The organism is Paracoccus sp. MC1862, from assembly GCF_016617715.1.
In the GTDB taxonomy this organism is placed as follows: Bacteria; Pseudomonadota; Alphaproteobacteria; order Rhodobacterales; family Rhodobacteraceae; genus Paracoccus.
The window spans coordinates 2701904-2721228 of record NZ_CP067225.1 but is presented as its reverse complement, the minus strand read 5'-3'; the positions used below and the strand labels follow the sequence as shown (position 1 = coordinate 2721228).

At 68.0% G+C, this 19325-nt stretch carries 20 protein-coding genes; 14 read left to right on the top strand and 6 right to left on the bottom strand.

Annotated features, from left to right (window positions below; all coding sequences use genetic code 11):
• Window positions 1–6 precede the first annotated feature (6 nt).
• From leuS to JGR78_RS13365, 9 genes are all read left to right on the top strand, one after another.
• A complete protein-coding gene (gene leuS / locus JGR78_RS13405; protein ID WP_182792634.1) occupies window positions 7–2619 on the top strand; it encodes a leucine--tRNA ligase in 2613 nt (870 codons plus the stop codon).
• A complete protein-coding gene (gene lptE / locus JGR78_RS13400) occupies window positions 2606–3085 on the top strand; it encodes an LPS assembly lipoprotein LptE (protein WP_182792633.1) in 480 nt (159 codons plus the stop codon). Before leuS ends, lptE begins: the two co-directional genes overlap by 14 nt.
• Complete coding sequence (gene holA / locus JGR78_RS13395; protein ID WP_182804134.1) at window positions 3082–4110, top strand: DNA polymerase III subunit delta; 1029 nt, start codon at window positions 3082–3084, stop codon at window positions 4108–4110. Before lptE ends, holA begins: the two co-directional genes overlap by 4 nt.
• Complete coding sequence (locus JGR78_RS13390; protein ID WP_370576531.1) at window positions 4107–5339, top strand: NAD(P)/FAD-dependent oxidoreductase; 1233 nt, start codon at window positions 4107–4109, stop codon at window positions 5337–5339. The genes holA and JGR78_RS13390 overlap by 4 nt, the downstream gene beginning before the upstream one ends.
• A 63-nt stretch (window positions 5340–5402) precedes the next feature.
• Window positions 5403–6653, top strand: a complete 1251-nt coding sequence (locus tag JGR78_RS13385; RefSeq protein ID WP_182792631.1) for an MFS transporter — start codon at window positions 5403–5405, stop codon at window positions 6651–6653.
• 3 nt (window positions 6654–6656) lie between these two features.
• Window positions 6657–7613 carry a glycosyltransferase family 2 protein gene (locus tag JGR78_RS13380; RefSeq protein WP_370576530.1) on the top strand — a complete coding sequence of 319 codons (957 nt, stop codon included), beginning with the start codon at window positions 6657–6659 and terminating at the stop codon, window positions 7611–7613.
• Between the two features lie 57 nt (window positions 7614–7670).
• A complete protein-coding gene (locus JGR78_RS13375) occupies window positions 7671–8861 on the top strand; it encodes an MFS transporter (RefSeq protein ID WP_182804130.1) in 1191 nt (396 codons plus the stop codon).
• Window positions 8854–9903, top strand: a complete 1050-nt coding sequence (locus tag JGR78_RS13370) for a glycosyltransferase family 4 protein (RefSeq protein WP_182804128.1) — start codon at window positions 8854–8856, stop codon at window positions 9901–9903. The genes JGR78_RS13375 and JGR78_RS13370 overlap by 8 nt, the downstream gene beginning before the upstream one ends.
• Before the next feature lie 88 nt (window positions 9904–9991).
• Window positions 9992–10606 (top strand): glycosyltransferase family 29 protein, encoded by a 615-nt coding sequence (locus JGR78_RS13365; RefSeq protein ID WP_182792627.1) that lies wholly within the window; start codon window positions 9992–9994, stop codon window positions 10604–10606.
• Here the strand turns inward: JGR78_RS13365 and JGR78_RS13360 are convergent.
• Window positions 10599–10982, bottom strand: coding sequence for a hypothetical protein (locus tag JGR78_RS13360; protein ID WP_234450753.1), 384 nt, complete (start codon window positions 10980–10982; stop codon window positions 10599–10601). The two genes, JGR78_RS13365 and JGR78_RS13360, sit on opposite strands and share 8 nt — an antisense overlap.
• Window positions 10983–11133: 151 nt before the next feature.
• Here JGR78_RS13360 and JGR78_RS13355 point away from each other — a divergent pair, with 151 nt between their 5' ends.
• Window positions 11134–11778, top strand: a complete 645-nt coding sequence (locus JGR78_RS13355; protein WP_182792626.1) for a carbonic anhydrase — start codon at window positions 11134–11136, stop codon at window positions 11776–11778.
• 57 nt (window positions 11779–11835) lie between these two features.
• On the opposite strand, the gene JGR78_RS13350 is transcribed toward JGR78_RS13355, so the two are convergent.
• Complete coding sequence (locus JGR78_RS13350) at window positions 11836–12639, bottom strand: response regulator (RefSeq protein ID WP_182792625.1); 804 nt, start codon at window positions 12637–12639, stop codon at window positions 11836–11838.
• Between the two features lie 90 nt (window positions 12640–12729).
• Here JGR78_RS13350 and JGR78_RS13345 point away from each other — a divergent pair, with 90 nt between their 5' ends.
• Genes JGR78_RS13345 through JGR78_RS13335 form a run of 3 tightly spaced genes read left to right on the top strand, consistent with a single transcriptional unit; the run spans window position 12730 to window position 15254 of the window.
• A complete protein-coding gene (locus tag JGR78_RS13345) occupies window positions 12730–12876 on the top strand; it encodes a NepR family anti-sigma factor (protein ID WP_182792624.1) in 147 nt (48 codons plus the stop codon).
• Window positions 12877–12881: 5 nt separating this feature from the next.
• Complete coding sequence (locus JGR78_RS13340) at window positions 12882–13466, top strand: RNA polymerase sigma factor (RefSeq protein WP_234450752.1); 585 nt, start codon at window positions 12882–12884, stop codon at window positions 13464–13466.
• A 12-nt stretch (window positions 13467–13478) separates the two neighbouring features.
• On the top strand, window positions 13479–15254 hold the full coding sequence (locus JGR78_RS13335; protein WP_234450751.1) for a histidine kinase dimerization/phosphoacceptor domain -containing protein: 1776 nt from the start codon (window positions 13479–13481) through the stop codon (window positions 15252–15254).
• Between the two features lie 6 nt (window positions 15255–15260).
• On the opposite strand, the gene JGR78_RS13330 is transcribed toward JGR78_RS13335, so the two are convergent.
• Genes JGR78_RS13330 through JGR78_RS13315 form a run of 4 tightly spaced genes read right to left on the bottom strand, consistent with a single transcriptional unit; the run spans window position 15261 to window position 18332 of the window.
• Window positions 15261–16160, bottom strand: coding sequence for a YihY/virulence factor BrkB family protein (locus JGR78_RS13330; protein WP_182792622.1), 900 nt, complete (start codon window positions 16158–16160; stop codon window positions 15261–15263).
• 21 nt (window positions 16161–16181) lie between these two features.
• Entirely contained in the window at window positions 16182–16889 is a 708-nt protein-coding gene (dnaQ, locus tag JGR78_RS13325; RefSeq protein WP_182804123.1) for a DNA polymerase III subunit epsilon, read from the bottom strand.
• The gene (gene coaE / locus JGR78_RS13320; RefSeq protein WP_182792620.1) at window positions 16882–17484 is read right to left on the bottom strand and encodes a dephospho-CoA kinase; all 603 of its coding nucleotides are present in this window, start codon (window positions 17482–17484) and stop codon (window positions 16882–16884) included. Before coaE ends, dnaQ begins: the two co-directional genes overlap by 8 nt.
• A complete protein-coding gene (locus JGR78_RS13315) occupies window positions 17481–18332 on the bottom strand; it encodes a shikimate dehydrogenase (RefSeq protein ID WP_182792684.1) in 852 nt (283 codons plus the stop codon). Before JGR78_RS13315 ends, coaE begins: the two co-directional genes overlap by 4 nt.
• A 475-nt stretch (window positions 18333–18807) precedes the next feature.
• Here JGR78_RS13315 and JGR78_RS13310 point away from each other — a divergent pair, with 475 nt between their 5' ends.
• Window positions 18808–19254 carry a CopD family protein gene (locus JGR78_RS13310; protein WP_182792683.1) on the top strand — a complete coding sequence of 149 codons (447 nt, stop codon included), beginning with the start codon at window positions 18808–18810 and terminating at the stop codon, window positions 19252–19254.
• The last annotated feature ends 71 nt before the right edge of the window (window positions 19255–19325 follow it).

The window sequence follows — 19325 nt, the reverse complement described above, 5'->3', positions numbered from 1 at the left end:
CCCGCCATGCCCTATGATCCCGCCCATAGCGAAAAGCGCTGGCAAGAGGCGTGGGAATCGGCCGGAAGCTTCCGCGCCGTCCGGGACGAGCGGCCCAAGTATTACGTGCTGGAGATGTTCCCCTATCCGTCGGGGCGCATCCACATGGGCCATGTCCGCAACTACACGATGGGCGACGTGGTGGCGCGGTATAAACGCGCACAAGGCTTCAGCGTGCTGCACCCGATGGGCTGGGACGCCTTCGGGATGCCGGCCGAGAACGCCGCGATGGAACAGGGCGGCCATCCGCGCGACTGGACCTATGGCAACATCGCCACCATGCGCGACCAGTTGAAACCGCTTGGCCTGTCGATCGACTGGAGCCGCGAGTTCGCCACCTGCGACGACGATTACGTCGCCCAGCAGCAGGCGCTGTTCTTGGATTTTCTGGATGCCGGGCTGATCTATCGCAAGAACGCCGTGGTCAATTGGGACCCGGTGGACATGACGGTGCTGGCCAACGAGCAGGTGATCGACGGCAAGGGCTGGCGGTCCAACGCCCCGGTCGAGCGGCGGGAACTGACGCAGTGGTTCTTCCGCATCTCGGATTACTCCGAGGAACTGCTTTCGGCCCTCGACACGCTCAAGGGCTGGCCGGAAAAGGTCCGGCTGATGCAGGCCAACTGGATCGGGCGGTCTCGCGGGTTGCAGTTCCGTTTCGAGACGGTGAACGCGCCCGAGGGCTTCGACCGGATCGAGGTCTACACCACCCGCCCCGACACGCTGCTGGGGGCAAGCTTCGTGGCGCTGTCACCTGACCATCCTTTGGCGAAGGCGCTTGAGGCCGGGGACGAGCGGCTGGATGCCTTCGCCGCCGAAGCGCGCAAGATCGGGACCTCCGAGGAGGCGCTGGAGAAGGCCGAGAAGCTGGGCATCGACACCGGCCTGCGCGTCCGCCATCCGCTGGACCCGGATCGGGAACTGCCGGTCTGGATCGCGAACTTCGTGCTGATGGACTACGGTACGGGAGCGATCTTCGGCTCGCCCGCGCATGACGGGCGCGACCATGACTTCGCGGTGAAATACGGACTGCCGATCCGGGCCACCTTCGGCAAGCCGGGGATGAGCATCGAGGACGCCGACGCGCTGGTGGGCGATGAGCCTTATGTCCCGCTGAAATCCGAAGCCGTCACCTATGTCCGCGGCTTCGCCGGCCCCGGCGACCAGACCGGAGAGGCCGCCGTGGACGCCGCCATCGCCCATGCCGAGGCATCGGGCTGGGGCGAGGCCGTCACGAAATACCGTCTGCGCGACTGGGGCATCTCGCGCCAGCGCTACTGGGGCTGCCCGATCCCGGTCGTTCATTGCGCGACCTGCGGCACGGTCCCCGAGGCCAAGGAAAATCTGCCGATCCTGCTGCCGCGCGACGTCAGCTTCGACGTGCCCGGCAACCCGCTGGACCGCCATCCGACATGGCGGCAGGCAACCTGTCCGAAATGCGGCGGGCAGGCGCGGCGGGAAACCGACACGATGGACACATTCGTCGATTCGTCCTGGTATTACGCCCGCTTCACCGCGCCCCACGCACTGACGCCCACGGTGCGCGAGGACGCCGATTACTGGATGAACGTGAACCAGTATATCGGCGGCATCGAGCACGCGATCCTGCATCTGCTTTATTCCCGCTTCTTCGCCCGGGCGATGGTGAAGACCGGGTATCTGCCGGAAACGGCGAAGGAGCCGTTCGATGCGCTGTTCACCCAAGGGATGGTGACGCACGAGATCTACGTCGATCGGCCCAAAGGGGCACCAATCTTCGGCACGGGTCTGGCAGCCGATCAGGAAGATGCCGAGGCTAAACCTTACCGACCTACCTACTATCTTCCTGAGGAAGTAGAGCGTCGTGAGAACGGGGTTTTCCTGCGCATCACCGGTGAACAACTCGACGTCATCCCCTCCGCCAAGATGTCCAAGTCCAAGAAGAACGTCGTGGACCCGGTGAACATCGTGAAAAGCTTCGGCGCCGATACCGCGCGCTGGTTCATGCTGTCGGACAGCCCGCCCGAGCGTGACGTGGAATGGACCTCGGCCGGGGCCGAGGCCGCCGCCAAGTTCCTGTCCCGCGTCCACCGGCTGGCCGAGGACAAGGGCAGCGAGGACCGTGAGGACCCGGAGCTGCTGCGCGCCGCCCATCGCGCCATCGACGAGGTGACGCGCTCGATCGAGGGCTTTACCTTCAACAAGGCCGTGGCCAAGGTCTATGAACTCGCGAACGCCGTTTCCAAGTCTTCTGCCTCGGGCGAGCCGAAGCGCGCCGTCCTGCGGATCATGGCCGCGCTGATGGGGCCGATGGTCCCGCATCTGGCCGAGGATGTCTGGGCGCTGGGGGGCGGCGAGGGGCTGCTGGTCGATGCGCCCTGGCCCAAGGCTGATCCGGGCCTGCTGCAAAGCGCGTCCGTCACGCTGCCCATCCAGATCAACGGCAAGCGGCGGGGCGAGATCACCGTGCCCGCCGACATGGGCCAGGCCGAGGTCGAGCAGGCCGTGCTGGCCGACGAGACCGTGCAGCGGTTCCTGAACGGCCAGGCGCCGAGAAAGCTGATCGTCGTGCCGGGGCGGATCGTCAATGTGGTCGCGTAGGCTCGCGCTGCTTGCGGCTCTGGCGCTCACGGGCTGCGGGTTCGAGCCGGTTTACGCTCCGGGCGGCGCGGGCACCCGGCTGCAGGGGCAGGTCCGCGTCGCCGATCCGCAGACCGCCGACGATTATGCCTTTCTGCGCCGGCTGACCGAACGGCTCGGCCCTGAACAGGCCGTCCGCTATGAGCTTTCCTATGCGCTGCGGATCGCGACGGTGTCGCAGGCGATCACGCCGGACGAGGTGACGACGCGCTATTCGCTGAACGGCACCGCCGCCTATGCCCTGACCGACAGCGCGACCGGCGCGGTAGTGGCGCAGGGCGAGGTCAGCAATTTCTCCAGCCACTCGACCGTCGGCACGGTGATCGCGACGAACGCCGCCGAGCAGGACGCGCGGAACCGGCTGGCGGTGATGCTGGCCGACCAGGTGGTGACGCGGCTGCTGGCGACAGTGCCTGCAAGCCGATGATCCTCAAGGGCGCCGAGATCGCGCGCTATCTCGCGCGCCCCGATCCGACCCGGCCCGCGCTGCTGATCTACGGCCAGGACGCCATGCGCGTGGCGCTGAAGCGGGCCGAGGCGGTGGCCGCGCTGACCGGCCCCGATGCCGAGGCCGAGATGCGGCTGACCCGGCTTTCGGGGGCCGATCTGCGCAAGGACGCGGCGGCGCTGATGGACGAGATCAAGGCGGTGGGCTTCTTCCCGGGCCCGCGCGTGGTGTTGGTCGAGGAGGCGAATGATACCGCCGCCCTCGCCATCGCCGCCGCGCTGGACGCCTGGGCGCATGGCGACGCGGTGATCGTGGTGACGGCCGGGGGACTGGGGAAAACCTCGGCGCTGCGCAAGCTCTTTGAGCCGCACAAGGCGGCCGTGACCGCCCCCATCTACGACGATCCGCCCGGCGAGGAGGAGATCGCGCGCTGGCTGGCTGACGCCGGACTGCGCGCCGTGCCGCCGACGTCGATGCGCGACCTCACGGCGCTGGCCCGTGCGCTCGACCCGGGCGACTTCCGCCAGACGGTGGAAAAGATCGGGCTTTACAAGCACGGCGACGACAGCCCGCTGACGCCCGACGAGATTGCGGCGCTGGCCCCCGCCACGGTCGAGGCCGACGTGGACGAGTTGATCGAGGCGGTGGCGGAGGGCCGCTCGGACAGCATGGCGGCGCTGATGCGCCGGGTCGAGACTCAGGGCATCGTGCCGGTCACGATCTGCATCGCGGCCCTGCGGCATTTCCGGGCGCTGCACGCGGCAGCCTCGGACCCCGGAGGGCCTGCAGCGGGGATCGGGCGGCTGCGGCCACCGGTCTTCGGGCCGCGGCGCGACCGCATGGCGCGTCAGGCGCAGGCTTGGGGCATGCGGGCCCTGGAGGATGCGCTGCATCACCTGATCGACACGGACCTGGTGCTGCGGTCCTCCTCTCGCGCGCCGGCGGTGGCGGTGATGGAACGGGCGCTGATCCGGCTGGCGATGATGCCGCGGGGGCGCCGGTGATCGAGGAGGTTCCGGCGCTGGTGATCGGCGCGGGGCCTGCCGGACTGATGGCAGCCGAGGTGCTGTCGGCGGCCGGGCATCCGGTGGTGATCGCCGAGGCGATGCCCTCGCCCGCGCGCAAGTTCCTGATGGCGGGGAAGTCGGGGCTGAACCTGACCAAGGACGAACCGGCGCAGGCGTTCGTAGCGCGGTTGCAGGGGGGCGTTGCCCCCGCGCCCGTGCCGGGCGCTCCCCCAGGATATTTCGGCGAAGAAGAACTGCGGGCGATCGTGGCGGGGTTCGGTCCCGCCGAGGTCATGGACTGGGCGCGCGGGCTGGGGGTGGAGCTGTTCACCGGCTCGACGGGGCGGGTGTTCCCGATCCGCATGAAGGCCTCGCCGCTGCTGCGGGCCTGGCTGGCACGTCTGGGCGGGCAGAAGGTGACCCTGCGGACGCGCTGGCGATGGACGGGGTTCGGGGGCGGACTGGCCTTCGACACGCCGGAAGGGCCGCGCACCATCCGCGCGGGGGTGACAGTGCTGGCCTTGGGGGGCGCAAGCTGGCCGCGATTGGGGTCCGACGCCGCCTGGGTGCCATGGCTGCGCGAGGTCGGCGCCGGGGTGGCGCCGTTCCGGCCCGCGAACATGGGGTTTCGCGTGGACTGGTCGCCGGCGATGACCCCGCTGCAGGGCGCCGCGGTCAAGGGCACGCGGCTGTCGGCGGGCGATCTGGACAGCCGGGGCGAATGGGTCATCACCCGCGGCGGGATCGAGGGCGGCGCGGTTTATGAAATCTCGGCCGTCCTGCGGGATGGGGCAGAGGCCGGGGTTGACCTGATGCCCGATCTTGACGTCGGAGCGCTGGCCGCGCGGCTGGCAAGGCCGCGCGGCAGGCTGTCGGTCGGGAACTGGCTGCGCCGCGCCCTGCGCGACCCGGTCAAGGTGGCGCTGCTGTTGGAATGGGGGCGGCCACTGCCCGTGGATGCGGCAACGCTCGCGGCCCGGATCAAGGCGCTGCCACTGCGGCATGCGGGGCCGATGGGGCTTGAACGCGCCATCTCCTCGGCGGGCGGGATCGAGGCCACTGCACTGACGCGCGGGCTCGAGTTGCGGGCGCTGCCCGGGATCTTCGCTGCCGGAGAGATGCTGGACTGGGAGGCGCCGACCGGCGGCTACCTGCTGACCGCCTGCCTTGCCACCGGCCACCATGCGGGGCTTGCCGCCGCCCGCCACCTTCGGCAGAGGGCCTGAGCGGGTCCATTGACCCCTGCCCCTGCCCGTAGTCATCTGCGCCATCCGCAAGGAGCGTCCCCCATGTCCGCCAGCCAGTCCCGCCTGTTCACCCCGATCCTGATCGGCGGCTGCATGATCCTGATGATCAACTTCGCGCTGAGGGCGAGCTTCGGCGTCTTCCAGATCCCCGTGGCCGAGACCTTCGGCTGGCCGCGGGCGGAGTTCAGCATGGCCATCGCCATCCAGAACCTCGCCTGGGGCTTCGGCCAGCCGCTGTTCGGGGCCTTGGCCGAACGCTGGGGCGACCGACTGGCGATCATCCTCGGCGCTGCGCTCTATTCGCTGGGACTGCTGATGACGGCCGTGGCGGCCACGCCCGAAGCGATGCAGTTCTGGGAAATCGCCGTTGGCTTTGGCATCGCCGGCACCGGCTTCGGCGTCGTGCTGGCCGTGATCGGCCGCGCGGCGAGCGACGAAAACCGCAGCCTCGCCTTGGGAATCGCCACTGCCGCGGGTTCTGCCGGGCAGGTCATCGGCGCGCCGCTGGCCGAGGGGCTGCTGGCCGTCATGCCCTGGCAGCAGGTCTTCATGGTCTTTGCCGTGCTGATCCTGTCGGTGCTGCTGTTCCTGCCGATGCTGGGGAACAGCCGGCCCGCGCCGCGCCACGAACTGGAAGAAGGCATGGGCACGGTGCTGCGCCGCGCCTTCACCGACCCGAGCTACCTGATGATCTTCGTCGGGTTCTTTTCCTGCGGCTACCAGCTCGGCTTCATCACCGCGCATTTCCCGGCCATGATCACCGAGATGTGCGGCCCCATCGCGCCCGACGGCGGGCTGGCCGCGCTGGGGATCACCACTACCTCGGCCTTGGGGGCCATCGCGATTTCGCTGATCGGGCTGGCCAATATCGGCGGCTCGATCATGGCGGGATGGCTTGGGAAAAAATACACCCGCAAGTACCTGCTGGCGGGGATCTACGCGCTGCGGACGGTGATCTCGGCCTGGTTCATCCTGACGCCGATCACGCCGCCGACGGTGGTGTTCTTCTCGCTGTCGATGGGGGCGCTGTGGCTGGCGACGGTGCCGCTGACCTCGGGGCTGGTCGCCCATATCTACGGGCTGCGCTACATGGGGACCCTTTACGGCTTCGTCTTCCTGTCTCACCAGATCGGGTCTTTCCTGGGCGTCTGGCTGGGCGGGCGGCTTTATGACATCCACGGCGACTACACGACGGTCTGGTGGGTCGGCGTCGGCGTCGGAGCCTTCTCCGCGCTGATCCACCTGCCGGTGCGCGAGGCGCCCTCGCGCGGGCTTGCGGCCACCCCCGCCTGAGACGTGCGGCGCTGTCTGCCAGATCCGGCTTTGCAGGCGCCACCACCCGGACCGCCCGTCACGGTGCTGATGGCGCTTTATCAGGGCGAGCGGTTCCTGCGCGAACAGCTTGACAGCATCGCGGCCCAGCGGGTCCGGTGGCGGCTGGTGGTCGGCGACGACGGCTCGACCGACGCGGGGCCGCAGATCCTGCGGGCCTTTGCCGGGGAATGGGGCGGGCGCGTCGCTGTCAGGACAGGTCCGGGAAAAGGCGCGGCGGGCAATTTCCTGGCGCTGCTGGCAGGGCTGCCCACCGAGCCGGGCTTTGTCGCGTTGGCCGATCAGGACGATGTCTGGCATTCCGACAAGCTCGCGCGCGCGCTGCGGGCGCTGGATGGGGCGGATGGCCCCGCGCTTTACTGCAGCCGGGTCGAGATCCGCGACGAGACGCTGCGTCCCCTGGGCCTGTCGCGCCTGCCGGTGCGTCTGCCCTCGTTCCGGCATGCGCTGGTGCAGAACCTCGTGCCCGGCAACACGGCGGTGCTGAATCCCGCGGGCGCCGCACTGGCTCGCCGGGCGGCCATCGGGGCGGCCGGGGTGGTGATGCATGACTGGTGGCTTTACCAACTGGTGACCGGCGTCGGCGGACGGGTGATCCACGATTCCGCGCCCTCGCTGATGTATCGCCAGCACGGCAGGAACGTCGTGGGCGCCAATGACGGCCCGCTGGCGCGGCTGGCCAGCCTCACGCGGATGCTGCGGGGCCTGCACCGCGACTGGAGCCATGCGAACCTGCGCGAGATGCAGCGGCTGCAGGATTGGCTGACGCCCGAGAACCGTTGCGTGCTGGACAGGTTCGCGGCGCTGAACGGCCCCAGCCCCTTGTGCCGCCTGCAGGCGATGCGGCGCGGCGGCTTCTACCGGCAGGGGCGGCTTTCGCAGGCCACGCTGTGGGTGGCGGCGGCGCTGGGGCGGGTCTGATCCCTTGCAACCGCCGCCCGCCTGCCGCAGCTTCGCCGCCGTTCAACCGGAGTCTCCATGCGCCTGATCCTGAACGCCGGCCTGATCGCGCTGACGCTCGGCTATACGCTGAGCCAGTTCTACCGCGCCTTCCTTGCGGTGCTCAGCTCGACCCTGCAGGCGGAACTGGGGGCAAGCCCCGGCGATCTCGCGCTGTCCTCGGGGATGTGGTTCCTGGGGTTCGCGCTGATGCAGATGCCGGTCGGCTGGGCGCTGGACCACCTGGGCCCGCGCCGCACCTCGGCCGCCTTTCTGGCGCTGGGGGGCGGCGGTGGCGCCGCGGCCTTCGCCCTGGCCGGCGAGGTCTGGCACCTGCATCTGGCGATGGGGCTGATCGGGATGGGCTGCGCCCCGACGCTGATGGCGGCCTATTACATCATCGCCCATGAATATCCCCGCGCGGCCTTTGCGGGCCTGACGGGGATGATCGTGGGCCTCGGCTCGGCCGGCAACATCCTCGGCGCGGCACCGCTTGTCACGCTGATCCACGCCATCGGCTGGCGCGAATCGCTGTGGCTGCTGGCTGCGGTGACGCTGGCGGTGGCGCTGCTGCAATGGTTGGTGGTGCGCGACCCGCATCACGCGGACGGTGCGCCGAAGGGCAGCGTCCTGCAGATCCTGGGGCTGCGGGTGCTGTGGCTGATGCTGCCGCTGTTCGCGGTCAGCTACGCCTCGTCGGCGGCGATCCGGGGCTTGTGGGCCGCGCCCTACCTGCGCGACGTCTTCGGCGCCGATGACACGATGATCGGGCGGGCCACGCTGGTCATGGGGATCGCCATGGTGATCGGCAACCTCATGGCGGGACCCTTCGTGCGGCTCTGCCGCTCGTTGCGCGGCGCGGTCATGGCGGGACACGCGCTGTCCATCGCGGCGCTGGCGGGGCTGGTGCTGCTGCCGGGGGAAAGCCTGCTTCTGGCGGTGGCGCTGCTGGGGCTGGTCGGGCTGACAGGGACCAACTACGCGCTGATCATGGCCCATGCGCGGGGGTTCCTGCCGGTGCATCTGCTGGGCCGGGGCGTCACCTTCCTCAACATGGTCTCGATCGGGGGCGTGGGGATCATGCAATTCGCCTCCCGCCCGCTGCACCAGTCGGCCTCGGGGACCTTTGCGGCGCCGGGGGCCTATGCGATGCTGTTCCTGTTCTTCCTGGCCCCGCTGGTCGTCGGGACCCTGCTTTACCGCCTGGCGCCCGAGGCCGCCGATGACTGAGCCGCGCGACATCGAGGTGGTGGCCCCGAACCTCAAGCAGCGCCTGTCGGGAGTCACGGCGACCGTGGTGCGGCTGATCCCGGTGCAGGCGCGCATGATCGGGATCGTGGCGACCGGCCCCGGATTGCCGCCCGGACTGCCGCATGTCTCGCTTGCGCGCGCCGCCACCCTGCCCCGGAACCGCTGGCGGGTCTGGCACGCGCGGCGGAACACGGAAATGGCGCTGGGGCTGGTCCTGCGCCACCTGCTGCGCCGCCGCTACTGCCTGCTGTTCACCAGCGCGGCGCAGCGGCGGCACACCGGATTCACCCGCTGGCTGATCCGGCAACAGGATGCGCTGATCGCCACCTCGCCGCAGGCGGCCTCCTATCTGGAACGCCCGGCAGAGGTGATCCTGCACGGGGTCGATACCGGGGTCTTCCATCCCGCTCCCGACCAAGCTGCCCTGCGGCGCGAGATGGGGCTTGACCCCAAGGCGCTGCTGATCGGCTGCTTCGGCCGGGTCAGGGCGCAGAAGGGCGTCGATCTGCTGATCGAGGCCGCGCTGCGGGTCTTTCCCCGCCACCCGAGGGCGCAGCTTGTCTTCAGCGGCCGCATCACCCCCGACAACCGCACCTTTGTCGATGACCTGATGGCCAGGGCGCAGGCGGCCGGCATCGCCGACCGCATCCGCTTTCTGGGCGAGATCCCGTGGGACGACGTGGTGCGGCTTTACCGGACGCTCGACCTCTTTGCCGCCCCCGCTCGGTGGGAAGGCTTCGGCCTGACCCCGCTGGAGGCGATGGCAAGCGGCGTGCCGGTGATCGCGGCCCGTGTCGGCGCCTATGAGACGCTGATCCGGGACGGCGAGACCGGCACGCTGGTTCCGCGCGAGGACGCCGAGGCATTGGCCGCCGCGCTGGAGCGCTGGCTGTCCGACGATGCGGGCCGTGAGGCCGCGGGCCGCGCCGCCCGTGCCCATGTCGAGGCCAACCATGCCATTGAGGGCGAGGCCCGCGCCATTGTCGCCGTGTATCGCCGCCTGCTGGAAGCGCCCCGATGAACCGGCCGCAGCTCCATCCTGCCCGGAGGCCGGGGGATGCGGCGATTGCCGCATTGCCGCTGCCGCAGGGCCGATCCGGGGGCGCGCGATGATCCCCTTGCGCTTCTATCTTGCCCGGACGCTGCGGGACGAGGCCACCCTCGCCCTGCTGTCGGTGCCGCAGACCGGACTGCTGGCAACGGCCGGGGGCAAGCAGGTCGCGCTGGTCGGCAATGCCCGTGCCCTTTCGGCGCAGGGCCATGGCGCCGCCATCGACGCGGCGGGGCTGGTGGTCAGGATCAACCGGGCACCGATGACCGCGGCCGAAAGCCACGGAACCCGCACCGACTGGCTGGCGCTGGCCGTGCGGTTGCCCGAGTCGGACCGCAGGCGGCTGGACCCTGCGCGCATCCTGTGGATGTCGCCCAAGCGCAAGCGGCTGGACTGGGCGAGCGCCCGCAGCCCCGGCTTTTACCTGCATCCGCTGGCGGATTTCCATGCGCTTGCCCGCCGGCTCGGGGCGCCGCCCAGCACCGGGATCATGGCGATCGACCTGCTGCTGCGGGCGCCGCTGAAAAGCCTCGGCCTTTACGGCTTCGACTTCTTCGCCTCGAAGTCGCTGTCGGGGTCGCGCAGCGCGGCGCAGGTGCCCCATGATTTCGCGGCCGAGGCCGCATGGGTCCGCGCCCGCGCCGCCACCGATCCGCGCCTGCGGCTCAATTGAGGTCGCGCCCCTCGTCCCAGATCTCGGTCAGCGAGCGGTTGCCGATCCGCATCAGCCGCGCCAGCGTGGCGGAAAGCCCGATTCCGTCGCGCCGTTCCGCGCAGGCCGCCACGTCGGCGGCGACCCCGGCCAGCGAGGTCAGCCCGACCTGCCAGGCCAGCCGCGCCAGCATCCCGGACCGTTCGGCAAGCCCGGCCATGTCGCCGGACAGCGCCGCGTGGCGGGTGTCCGACAGCCCTTGCGCCAACTGTTCCAGCGCCACGCAGATGACATTGTGGGCCGCCGTCTCGCCCAGCTCGTCCACGATCTCGGCCAGGCGGCGCGCATCCACCTGCACCGCTTCCTGCATGCTGAGAACCATCAGATCCGCCATCATCCCGCCTTGTCCAGTCCTGCCCCGTGTCCCACACGTCACGGGGAGATTGCGGATGGGCGGCTAAGAAATCCTTGAGGCAGGCCGCAGAAAAGCCTCGAACTTTAGGCATTCGCGGACTATCCACGCGACCAAGACCCGCATGAGGCCAAGCATGACCGACGTCCGCTCGCTCCCCAATTACCTGATCCAGCGCTATCATGGCTGGCGCGCCACCTCTTATTCCGAGAACCGCGCCTGGTACCGCAGGCTGGCGGACGACGGCCAGCGCCCGCGGGCAATGGTGATCTCGTGCTGCGATTCCCGCGTCCATGTGACCTCGATCTTCGGGGCTGACAGCGGCGAGTTCTTCATTCATCGCAACATCGCCAACCTGGTGCCGCCCTACGCGCCGGACGGCGAGCAGCACGGCACCTCGGCGGCCGTGGAATATGCTGTGCGCTCGCTGCGCGTCGCGCATCTGATCGTGATGGGGCACAGCCAGTGCGGGGGCGTGGCGGGCTGCCATGCCATGTGCTCGGGCCAGGCGCCCGAACTGGAGGAGGCGACCAGCTTCGTCGGCCGCTGGATGGACATCCTGCGCCCCGGCTACGAGCGCGTGACCGGCCTTCCGGCCGAGCGGCAGGTCGATGCGCTGGAAAAGATGGCGGTGCAGGTGTCGCTGGACAACCTGATGACCTTCCCCTTTGTCGCCAATGCCGTCCAGTCGGGCGAGCTGTCGATGCACGGGCTGTGGCACGACATCCGCGATGGCGAGCTGATGATGCTGACTGACGACGACCGCTGGATCAGCGTCTGAAGAACGAAAAAAAGCGGCGCCCGTCAGGACGCCGCGTTACTTGATCCCATGGGAAGGTCAGGCGGCGCCCAAGCCCTCGCTCGACGCGAAGAACATCGCCTGGCTGATGGCCGAACGGACCTGCTCTTCCGAATAGGGCTTGGAAATCAGGAATGCCGGCTCGGGCCGGTCGCCGGTCAGCAGCCGTTCCGGGAAGGCGGTGATGAAGATCACCGGCAGGTCGCCGAGGCTGCCCAGAAGCTCGTTCACCGCCTCGATGCCCGACGAGCCGTCCGCAAGCTGGATGTCGGCCAGGATCAGATCGGGGCGGCGGTTGCCGGCCAGTTCCACGGCGGCGGTATGGGTGCGGGCGACGCCCGTGACCTCGTGCCCCATCGCCTGCACAATACCTTTCAGGTCCATGGCGATGATCGTCTCGTCCTCGATGATCATCACCCGGCCGCGGATGGCGCGGCCCATCTCGTTCAGGGCGATCTGGACCAGTTCCTCGGCTTCTTCCTGGTCGATCTGCATGATCTTGGCGATCTGGTCGTAGCGCAGTTCCTCGATCGTGCGCAGCAGCAGCGCCTCGCGCGAGTTGGCGGTCAGGCTGCGCAGGTGCGACTGGGCCGCGGCCTCGCGCGAGCTTTGGTCGTCGCTGGCCACCGGCTGGCCCGAGCTTTGCCAGATCGCATGAAAGGTGCGGAACAGCCCGATGCGGGTTTCCTCGCCAGTCATCAGGCTGCGGTCGCTGAGGATGGCCTCCAGCGTGGCCGCGGCATAGTTGTCACCCGCCGTCTGACTGCCGGTCAGGGCGCGGGCGTAGCGGCGCAGATAGGGCAGCTCGCGGCCGATGGATTGGGCAAGATCAGCAGCGGACATGGCGTAACCTCAAAATTATCCCCGTGGGAACCTTGACGTCCTGTAGCCGTTGGGCAACGTGCACACAAGATTTCCGGGACTGACAAATATATGAATACGAGGCGGGAAGAACGAAAACGCGCCGCCCTTGAGAAGCAGATCGATGAAAATCTGCGGCGCGTCTATGAGCAGGAATCCCAGCAGGAGGTCCCCGACCGCTTTCTGATCCTTCTCGAGCGCCTGCGCGAGCAGGAGTGATGCGGATGTCCAGAGCGGCCGACAGCAAGGCCCAATCCGGTCCCGACCCCCGCAGCGAGCTGGTGGATCACCTGCCCGCGCTGAGGGCATTCGCCCTGTCGCTGACCCGCGAAAGCGCGTCCGCCGACGATCTCGTGCAGGACACCATCGTCAAGGCTTGGACCAATATCGAGAAGTTCCAGGCCGGCACCAACCTGCGCGCCTGGCTGTTCACGATCCTGCGCAACACCTTCTATTCCGCCCGCCGCAAGACCCGGCGCGAGGTCAGCGACACCGACGGCATCCATGCCGCCCGGCAGGCGACCCGCCCCGAACATGACGGGCGGCTGGCGATGAACGACTTCAAGGCGGCCTTCGCGCAGCTTCCCGACGAGCAGCGCGAGGCGCTGATCCTGGTCGGCGGATCGGGCTTTTCCTACGAGGAAGCCGCCAACATGACCGGCGTGGCCGTGGGCACGGTCAAGTCGCGTGCCAACCGCGGCCGCCGCCGGCTGGCCGAATTGCTGCAGATGGCCGAGGGCGAGGAACTTGACATGACGGACCGCGCGACCCTGGCCGTGATGGCGGTGAACCACCCCGTTTCCCGCTGAAGGCGCAGGACCGTGCTGGGAAAGGGCGCGTCCTTCACCCGGACACTGGGGTTCCGGCTGGGGATGCTGCTGAGCATCGCGATCCTTCCCATCGGGATGATCTCGATCCTGCAGACGCTGCATCTGTCGCGCGAAGCCGAGCGGTCGTCCGAGATCGCCATCCAGGGACGCACCGCCGCCGCCGCCGCAGGCGAACGGGCGCTGCTGCAGGGCGCCATCGGAACGGCCGATGCGCTTGGCAGCTCGGTGCTGACGCTGCTGGACGATCCGGCCGCCTGTTCCGAGATGATGCGCGATTTCGTCCAGCGCAGCGCGACCTTTGTTTATGCCGGGTTCACCGACATCACGGGCCGCAACGCCTGTTCCTCGGCGGACAGGGTCGTGGATATGCGCGACTTGCCGCATTTCCTGCAGTTCATGCGTGAGCCGGGAACGCTGATCACCGCCGCGGAGAAAGGCCGGGCCTCGGGGCAATCGGTGGTGATCGTGTCGCAGCCGCTTTACCGCGAACAGGACCTGCTGGGCTATGTCGCGGTGTCCTTGTCGCACGACCTGCTGCGTTCGACCCATGCGACGGCCTACTGGTCGGACGGCGCCCGCATCCTGACCTTCAACAGCGTCGGCCAGTCGCTGGTGGGCGACTTTGAAAGCGACAACGATCCCACCGCGATCCTGCCGGAAGGCATGACGCTGGATTCGCTGATCCCGCTGACGGACACGACCTTCAGCGGCATCTCGAACTCGGGCGAGCAACGGGTGTTTTCGGTTGTCGCGGTGGTGCCCGACCTGGTCTATGCACTGGGCAGCTGGAGCCCGCAGCTGACCGGCATTGCCGGGTTGACGGTGTCGCGGCTTGCCGCCGTGCTGTTTCCCGTCGCCCTCTGGGCCGTATCTCTCGCCGTGGCCTATTTCGCCGTCTATCGTCTGGTGCTGCGGCATGTGCGCGAATTGCGAAGCCAGATGCGCCGCTTTGCCCTGGGCAACCGCGACGCCCCGCCCCCGATCCTGGAAGGCGCGCCGGGCGAGATCCGCGACGTCAGCGAGACATTCCACAACATGGCCCGCATCCTGATCCGCGACGAGGCGGCGATGGAGGAAGTCGTCGCCGAAAAGACGGTGCTGCTGAAAGAGGTCCATCACCGGGTCAAGAACAACCTGCAACTGATCGCCTCGATCATCAACATGCAGGGCCGGATGATCGACGACACCGACGCCAAGCGGGTGCTGCGGTCGGTGCAGGACCGGGTGGCGTCGCTGGCCACGATCTACAAGAACCTCTACCAGGCCGAGCATCTGGACTCGGTCGAGGCAGATCGCCTGATCCGCGACATCATCGGGCAGATGTCCACCGCGACTGTCGTCAACGACCAGTCGATCCAGATCGACACCCGGCTTGACCCGCTGGTGCTGCTGCCGGACCAGGCGGTGCCGCTGACCCTGCTGACCACCGAAGCCTTTACCAACGCGCTCAAATACGCCGGAAAGGCGGAAGGACAGGAAAGGGCCTGGGTTCGGGTGCAGTTGCGGGTGGATGACGAAGGCAAGGCAGAACTGACGATCGAGAATTCGCTGGGCCAGCCCCTGAACAACCTGGAAGGCACCGGTCTTGGCAGCCAGTTGATCGAAGCATTCGCGATGCAGCTCGACACCGAAACCGAGGTGACGGCAACGGATGACGTGTTCACGCTGCACATGCGCTTCAGCCCGGACGCGCCATATTCGCTGCGTGAGCCGGAGGAGCGCAGAGTGGTGCTGACCTCGGCCGCGCGCGAGGGAGCGCGGCACTGACCGCCGTTAGCCGGCGGCCTGCTTGCGCTTTTCAGTCATCTTGCGCGCCAGCGCGCGGGCCTTGCGTGCCTGCACCAGCCGCTTGTGGCGATCCATCTCGACATTGATGAGGGCGCCCATCATCACCGAGAAGCCTGCCAGGTAGAACCACATCAGCAGCGCCACCACTGCACCGATCGACCCGTAGATGCGGTTGTAGCTGTCGAATCGCGCCAGGTAGACGGAAAAGGCCACCGAGGCTGCCGCCCAGGCCAGTGCGGCAAACAACGCCCCCCAGGTGAAGATGCGGGTGCGCGGCGTCTTCACGTTCGGGCCGTAGCGGTAAAGGATGCCGATGCCGATGATCACGATCAGGAACATGGCGACCCAGGGCGTCACGCCGATCAGCCAGCTTCGCAGCGGCCCATGCTCCATGAAGTTGAAGGCGAGCGGCACGATCACGATGGTGGCAAGCCCGAGGATCACCACCCCCACGATGGCCAGCGTCAGCGCATAGGCCAGCACGAAGCCCACGATCGTGGAATGCGAGCGCACCCCGTAAGCCGCGTTCAGCCCGCGCACCAGCGCATCCACCCCCGCCCGCGCCGCGACGGTGGCGATCACGAAAGAGATCGCCGAAGCCCAGCCAAGCTGCGTGCGTCCGCCCGAGGTCAGGGCATCGATCTGGGCGTGCAGGATCTCGGCGGCCTGACCGGGCACGAACTCGTCCACGTAGCGGTCATATTCCTGGATGATCGCGGGATCGAACCAGAGGCCCCAAAGGGCGATCAGGGCGGCAAGGCCGGGAAAGACGGCGAACATGGCGTAAAAGGCCACCCCGGCGGCGATCAGGCCCATGTGGATCTTGTCCATCCGCTCGAACAGGGCGGCGACGAAGGACCAGGATTCCCGCAGGTAGCCGATCATGGGGAATGCCCAGTGCGGCGATCAGCCCGCCGGCGCATGGCGCGACCACAGGGCCTTGGCGCCGATCCGTTCGACAAAGGCGGCATGGGCCTGTCGCTCGGCGGCGGTGATGCGGGGGGGCAGCGGCGCCGGACGGGGCGCGCGCGGGCGGACAGGTCCCGAGGCGGCGCCGTCGGCCGTTCGGGTATCGGCTTGCGGCACCAGCACCAGGTCGGGCTGGCGGCCGCCGATCAGTTCCAGATAAACCTCGGCCAGAAGCTGGCTGTCCAGAAGCGCACCGTGAAGGGTGCGGTTGGAATTGTCGATTCCCCAGCGCCGGCAAAGCGCGTCCAGCGACACCGGCGCGCCCGGAAATTTCCCCCGTGCCATCGCCACGGTGTCGAGTGCCCGGGACATCGGCATCGTGGGCTGGCCGGCGCGGCGCAGCTCCGCGTTCAGGAACTTCATGTCAAAGGCGGCATTGTGGATGACCAGCCGGGCGTCCCCGATGAAGGCGATGAAACCGGCGGCGACTTCGCCAAAGCGCGGCTTGTCGGACAGGAACTCGGTCGAAAGCCCGTGGACCGCGAAGGCATCGGCCGGCATGTCGCGTTCAGGATTGATGTAGACGTGGAAATGCCGGCCCGTAGGCAGGTGGTTCATCAGCTCGACGGCGCCGATCTCGACGATGCGGTCGCCGGTGTCGGGGTCGAAGCCGGTGGTTTCAGTGTCGAGAACGATCTCACGCATGGGTCCTGGTCTTTCGGGCGGCGATTTCGGCAAGGATGGCGTCCACGGCGGCTTCCGCCTCGGCCAATGTCGCGGTGGGGATGATCCAGGTCGCGCGGGCGCGGCGTTCGGCGTCGGCCATCTGGCGCGACAGGATCAGGTCAAGCGTCGCTTCATCCATGCCGGGACGGGACAGGACGCGGGCGCGCTGGATCTCGGCCCGGGCAGAGACAACGGCGACGCCGTCCATCTGCGCCTCTGCCCCCGTTTCGAACAGCAGCGGAATGTCGAGCAGCACGACCGGCGCAGCGGCATTCGCCCCGATGAAGGCCTGCCGGTCGGCAGCGACAAGGGGGTGGACGATGGCTTCGAGCCGGGCCAGTCGCGAGGGATCTTCGGCCAGCAGACGCTTCAGCACGGTGCGGTCGATGCCCTGAGGACCGAGCGCCGAGGGAAAAACGGCCGCAACGGGCTCAACCGCGGCGGCGCCCGCCGCATAGAGCCGGTGGACGGCGGTGTCGGCATCCCAGACAGGGACGCCGCGGCTTGCGAACATCGCGGCGGTGGTGGTCTTGCCCATGCCGATGCCGCCGGTGAGGCCGAGCCGGAAGCTCATCCCAGCACCGTGGCGCGCAGGGCGTCATCGACCTGGGGCCTGACGCCGAACCAGCGCTCGAACCCCGGTGCGGCCTGGTGCAGCAGCATGCCGAGGCCGTCCACCGTGACGCAGCCGCGCGCGCGGGCGGCGCGCAGGAACGCCGTGTCGAGCGGCGTATAGACAAGGTCCGTCACGAGGGCGGCGGGCGACAGCTTGTCCAGGGTAACCTGCAGAGGCGGCTGGCCCTCCATGCCCATGGAGGTGGTGTTCACGACGGTTCTGGCGCCTTCCAGCATCCCGCCCGCATGCGACCAGTCATGGACGGTGACGCGCGCGCCGAAATCCTCGCGGATACGCTCGGCACGCTCGCGGGACCGGTTGGCGATCCGCAGTTCCGGCACGCCCTGTTCCAGAAGCGCCGCAACCACGGCCCGCGCAGCGCCCCCCGCGCCGATGATGGCGGCGGGACCGGACGAGGGCTGCCAGTGGGGCGCCTGCTGGGTCAGGTTGGCGATGAAGCCGCAGCCGTCAGTGTTGTCAGCGTGGATACGGCCATCGGGACGGAAGATCAGCGTGTTGGCCGCCCCGATCAGCGCCGCGCGGTCGGTGACGACATCAGCCAGCGCCAGCACCGCTTCCTTGTGCGGGATGGTGACGTTTGCGCCGACGAAGCCCATGCATGGCAGGCCCTGCAGCACCTGCGCAAGATGTTCGGGCCTGACGGCAAGCGGCACATAATGACCGCGCAGCCCGTGCTGCTGCAGCCAGTGTCCGTGCAGCACAGGCGAACGGGAATGGGCCACCGGCCAGCCGATCACCCCAGCCAGCGGCACCTGCGTTTCCCTGTGGTCCTGCCGATCCGCCATCATCGGCGCCGCGCTGTGGTTCATTCCGCATCCTCGCCGTCCTGCCACATCTGTCTAGCCCGCGCGCCATTCAAGGGGAAGCGCCACGGCTGTGGATAACTGCGGTGCAAAGGCAGGGCCGGAGGAGGGCGGTGGCATGGGACAACTGCTGCGCCCGCGAGGACTGTGGATCAGGCCATGAGACGGAAGGTGAACGAAAGGGAGTCATCCACAGGAAGACAAGTTGTTCCAGAGTCATCCCGACCTTGTGGACTAACAGAGTTATCCACAGGATGCACATAGAGTCTAATATCATGAAAATATTTGATTATCTTTAGAACGACAGATGTGCCTCCACAGGATTTTCCCACAGGCAGTTTTGGTGGATTGAATCCGGTAAAAGACGATCCTTCCGAAGTCCACAGGCCCTACCACCACATCTACCTTTCTTATCTTTCCTTTCTTAAGGATAAGATGGCGAAGGAGATGGCGCATGATCACCGATTGGCTTGGCACTGCTTACCCGTGGATCAAGGCCTTTCACGTCATGGCGGTGATTTCCTGGATGGCGGGGCTGTTCTACCTGCCAAGGCTGTTCGTTTATCATGCCGAGCGCGGAACCATGGCCGGAGAGCCGGGCGACAGCCTGCAGATCATGGAATACAAGCTGCTGCGGTTCATCATGGGACCGGCGTCCATCGCGACATGGCTCGCGGGGCTGGCGCTGGTGTTCACGCCGGGGATCGTGGACTGGTCGATGATCTGGCCATGGACCAAGGCCGTCGCCGTGGTCGGCATGACCGTCTTCCATCACTGGCTGATGATCGAGCGGAAGAAACTGTCACGCGGCGCAGGATCGACCGGCCGGCGTTATCGGCTGATGAACGAGGTGCCGACATTGCTGATGGCGATCATCGTGCTGTCGGTGATCGTGAAGTTCTGAAGGTTTGACTCAGGGGCCGTTTCGGCCTATCTGCCATGTTGCGTCCCGTCCGGGGCGAATCCATCCGACAT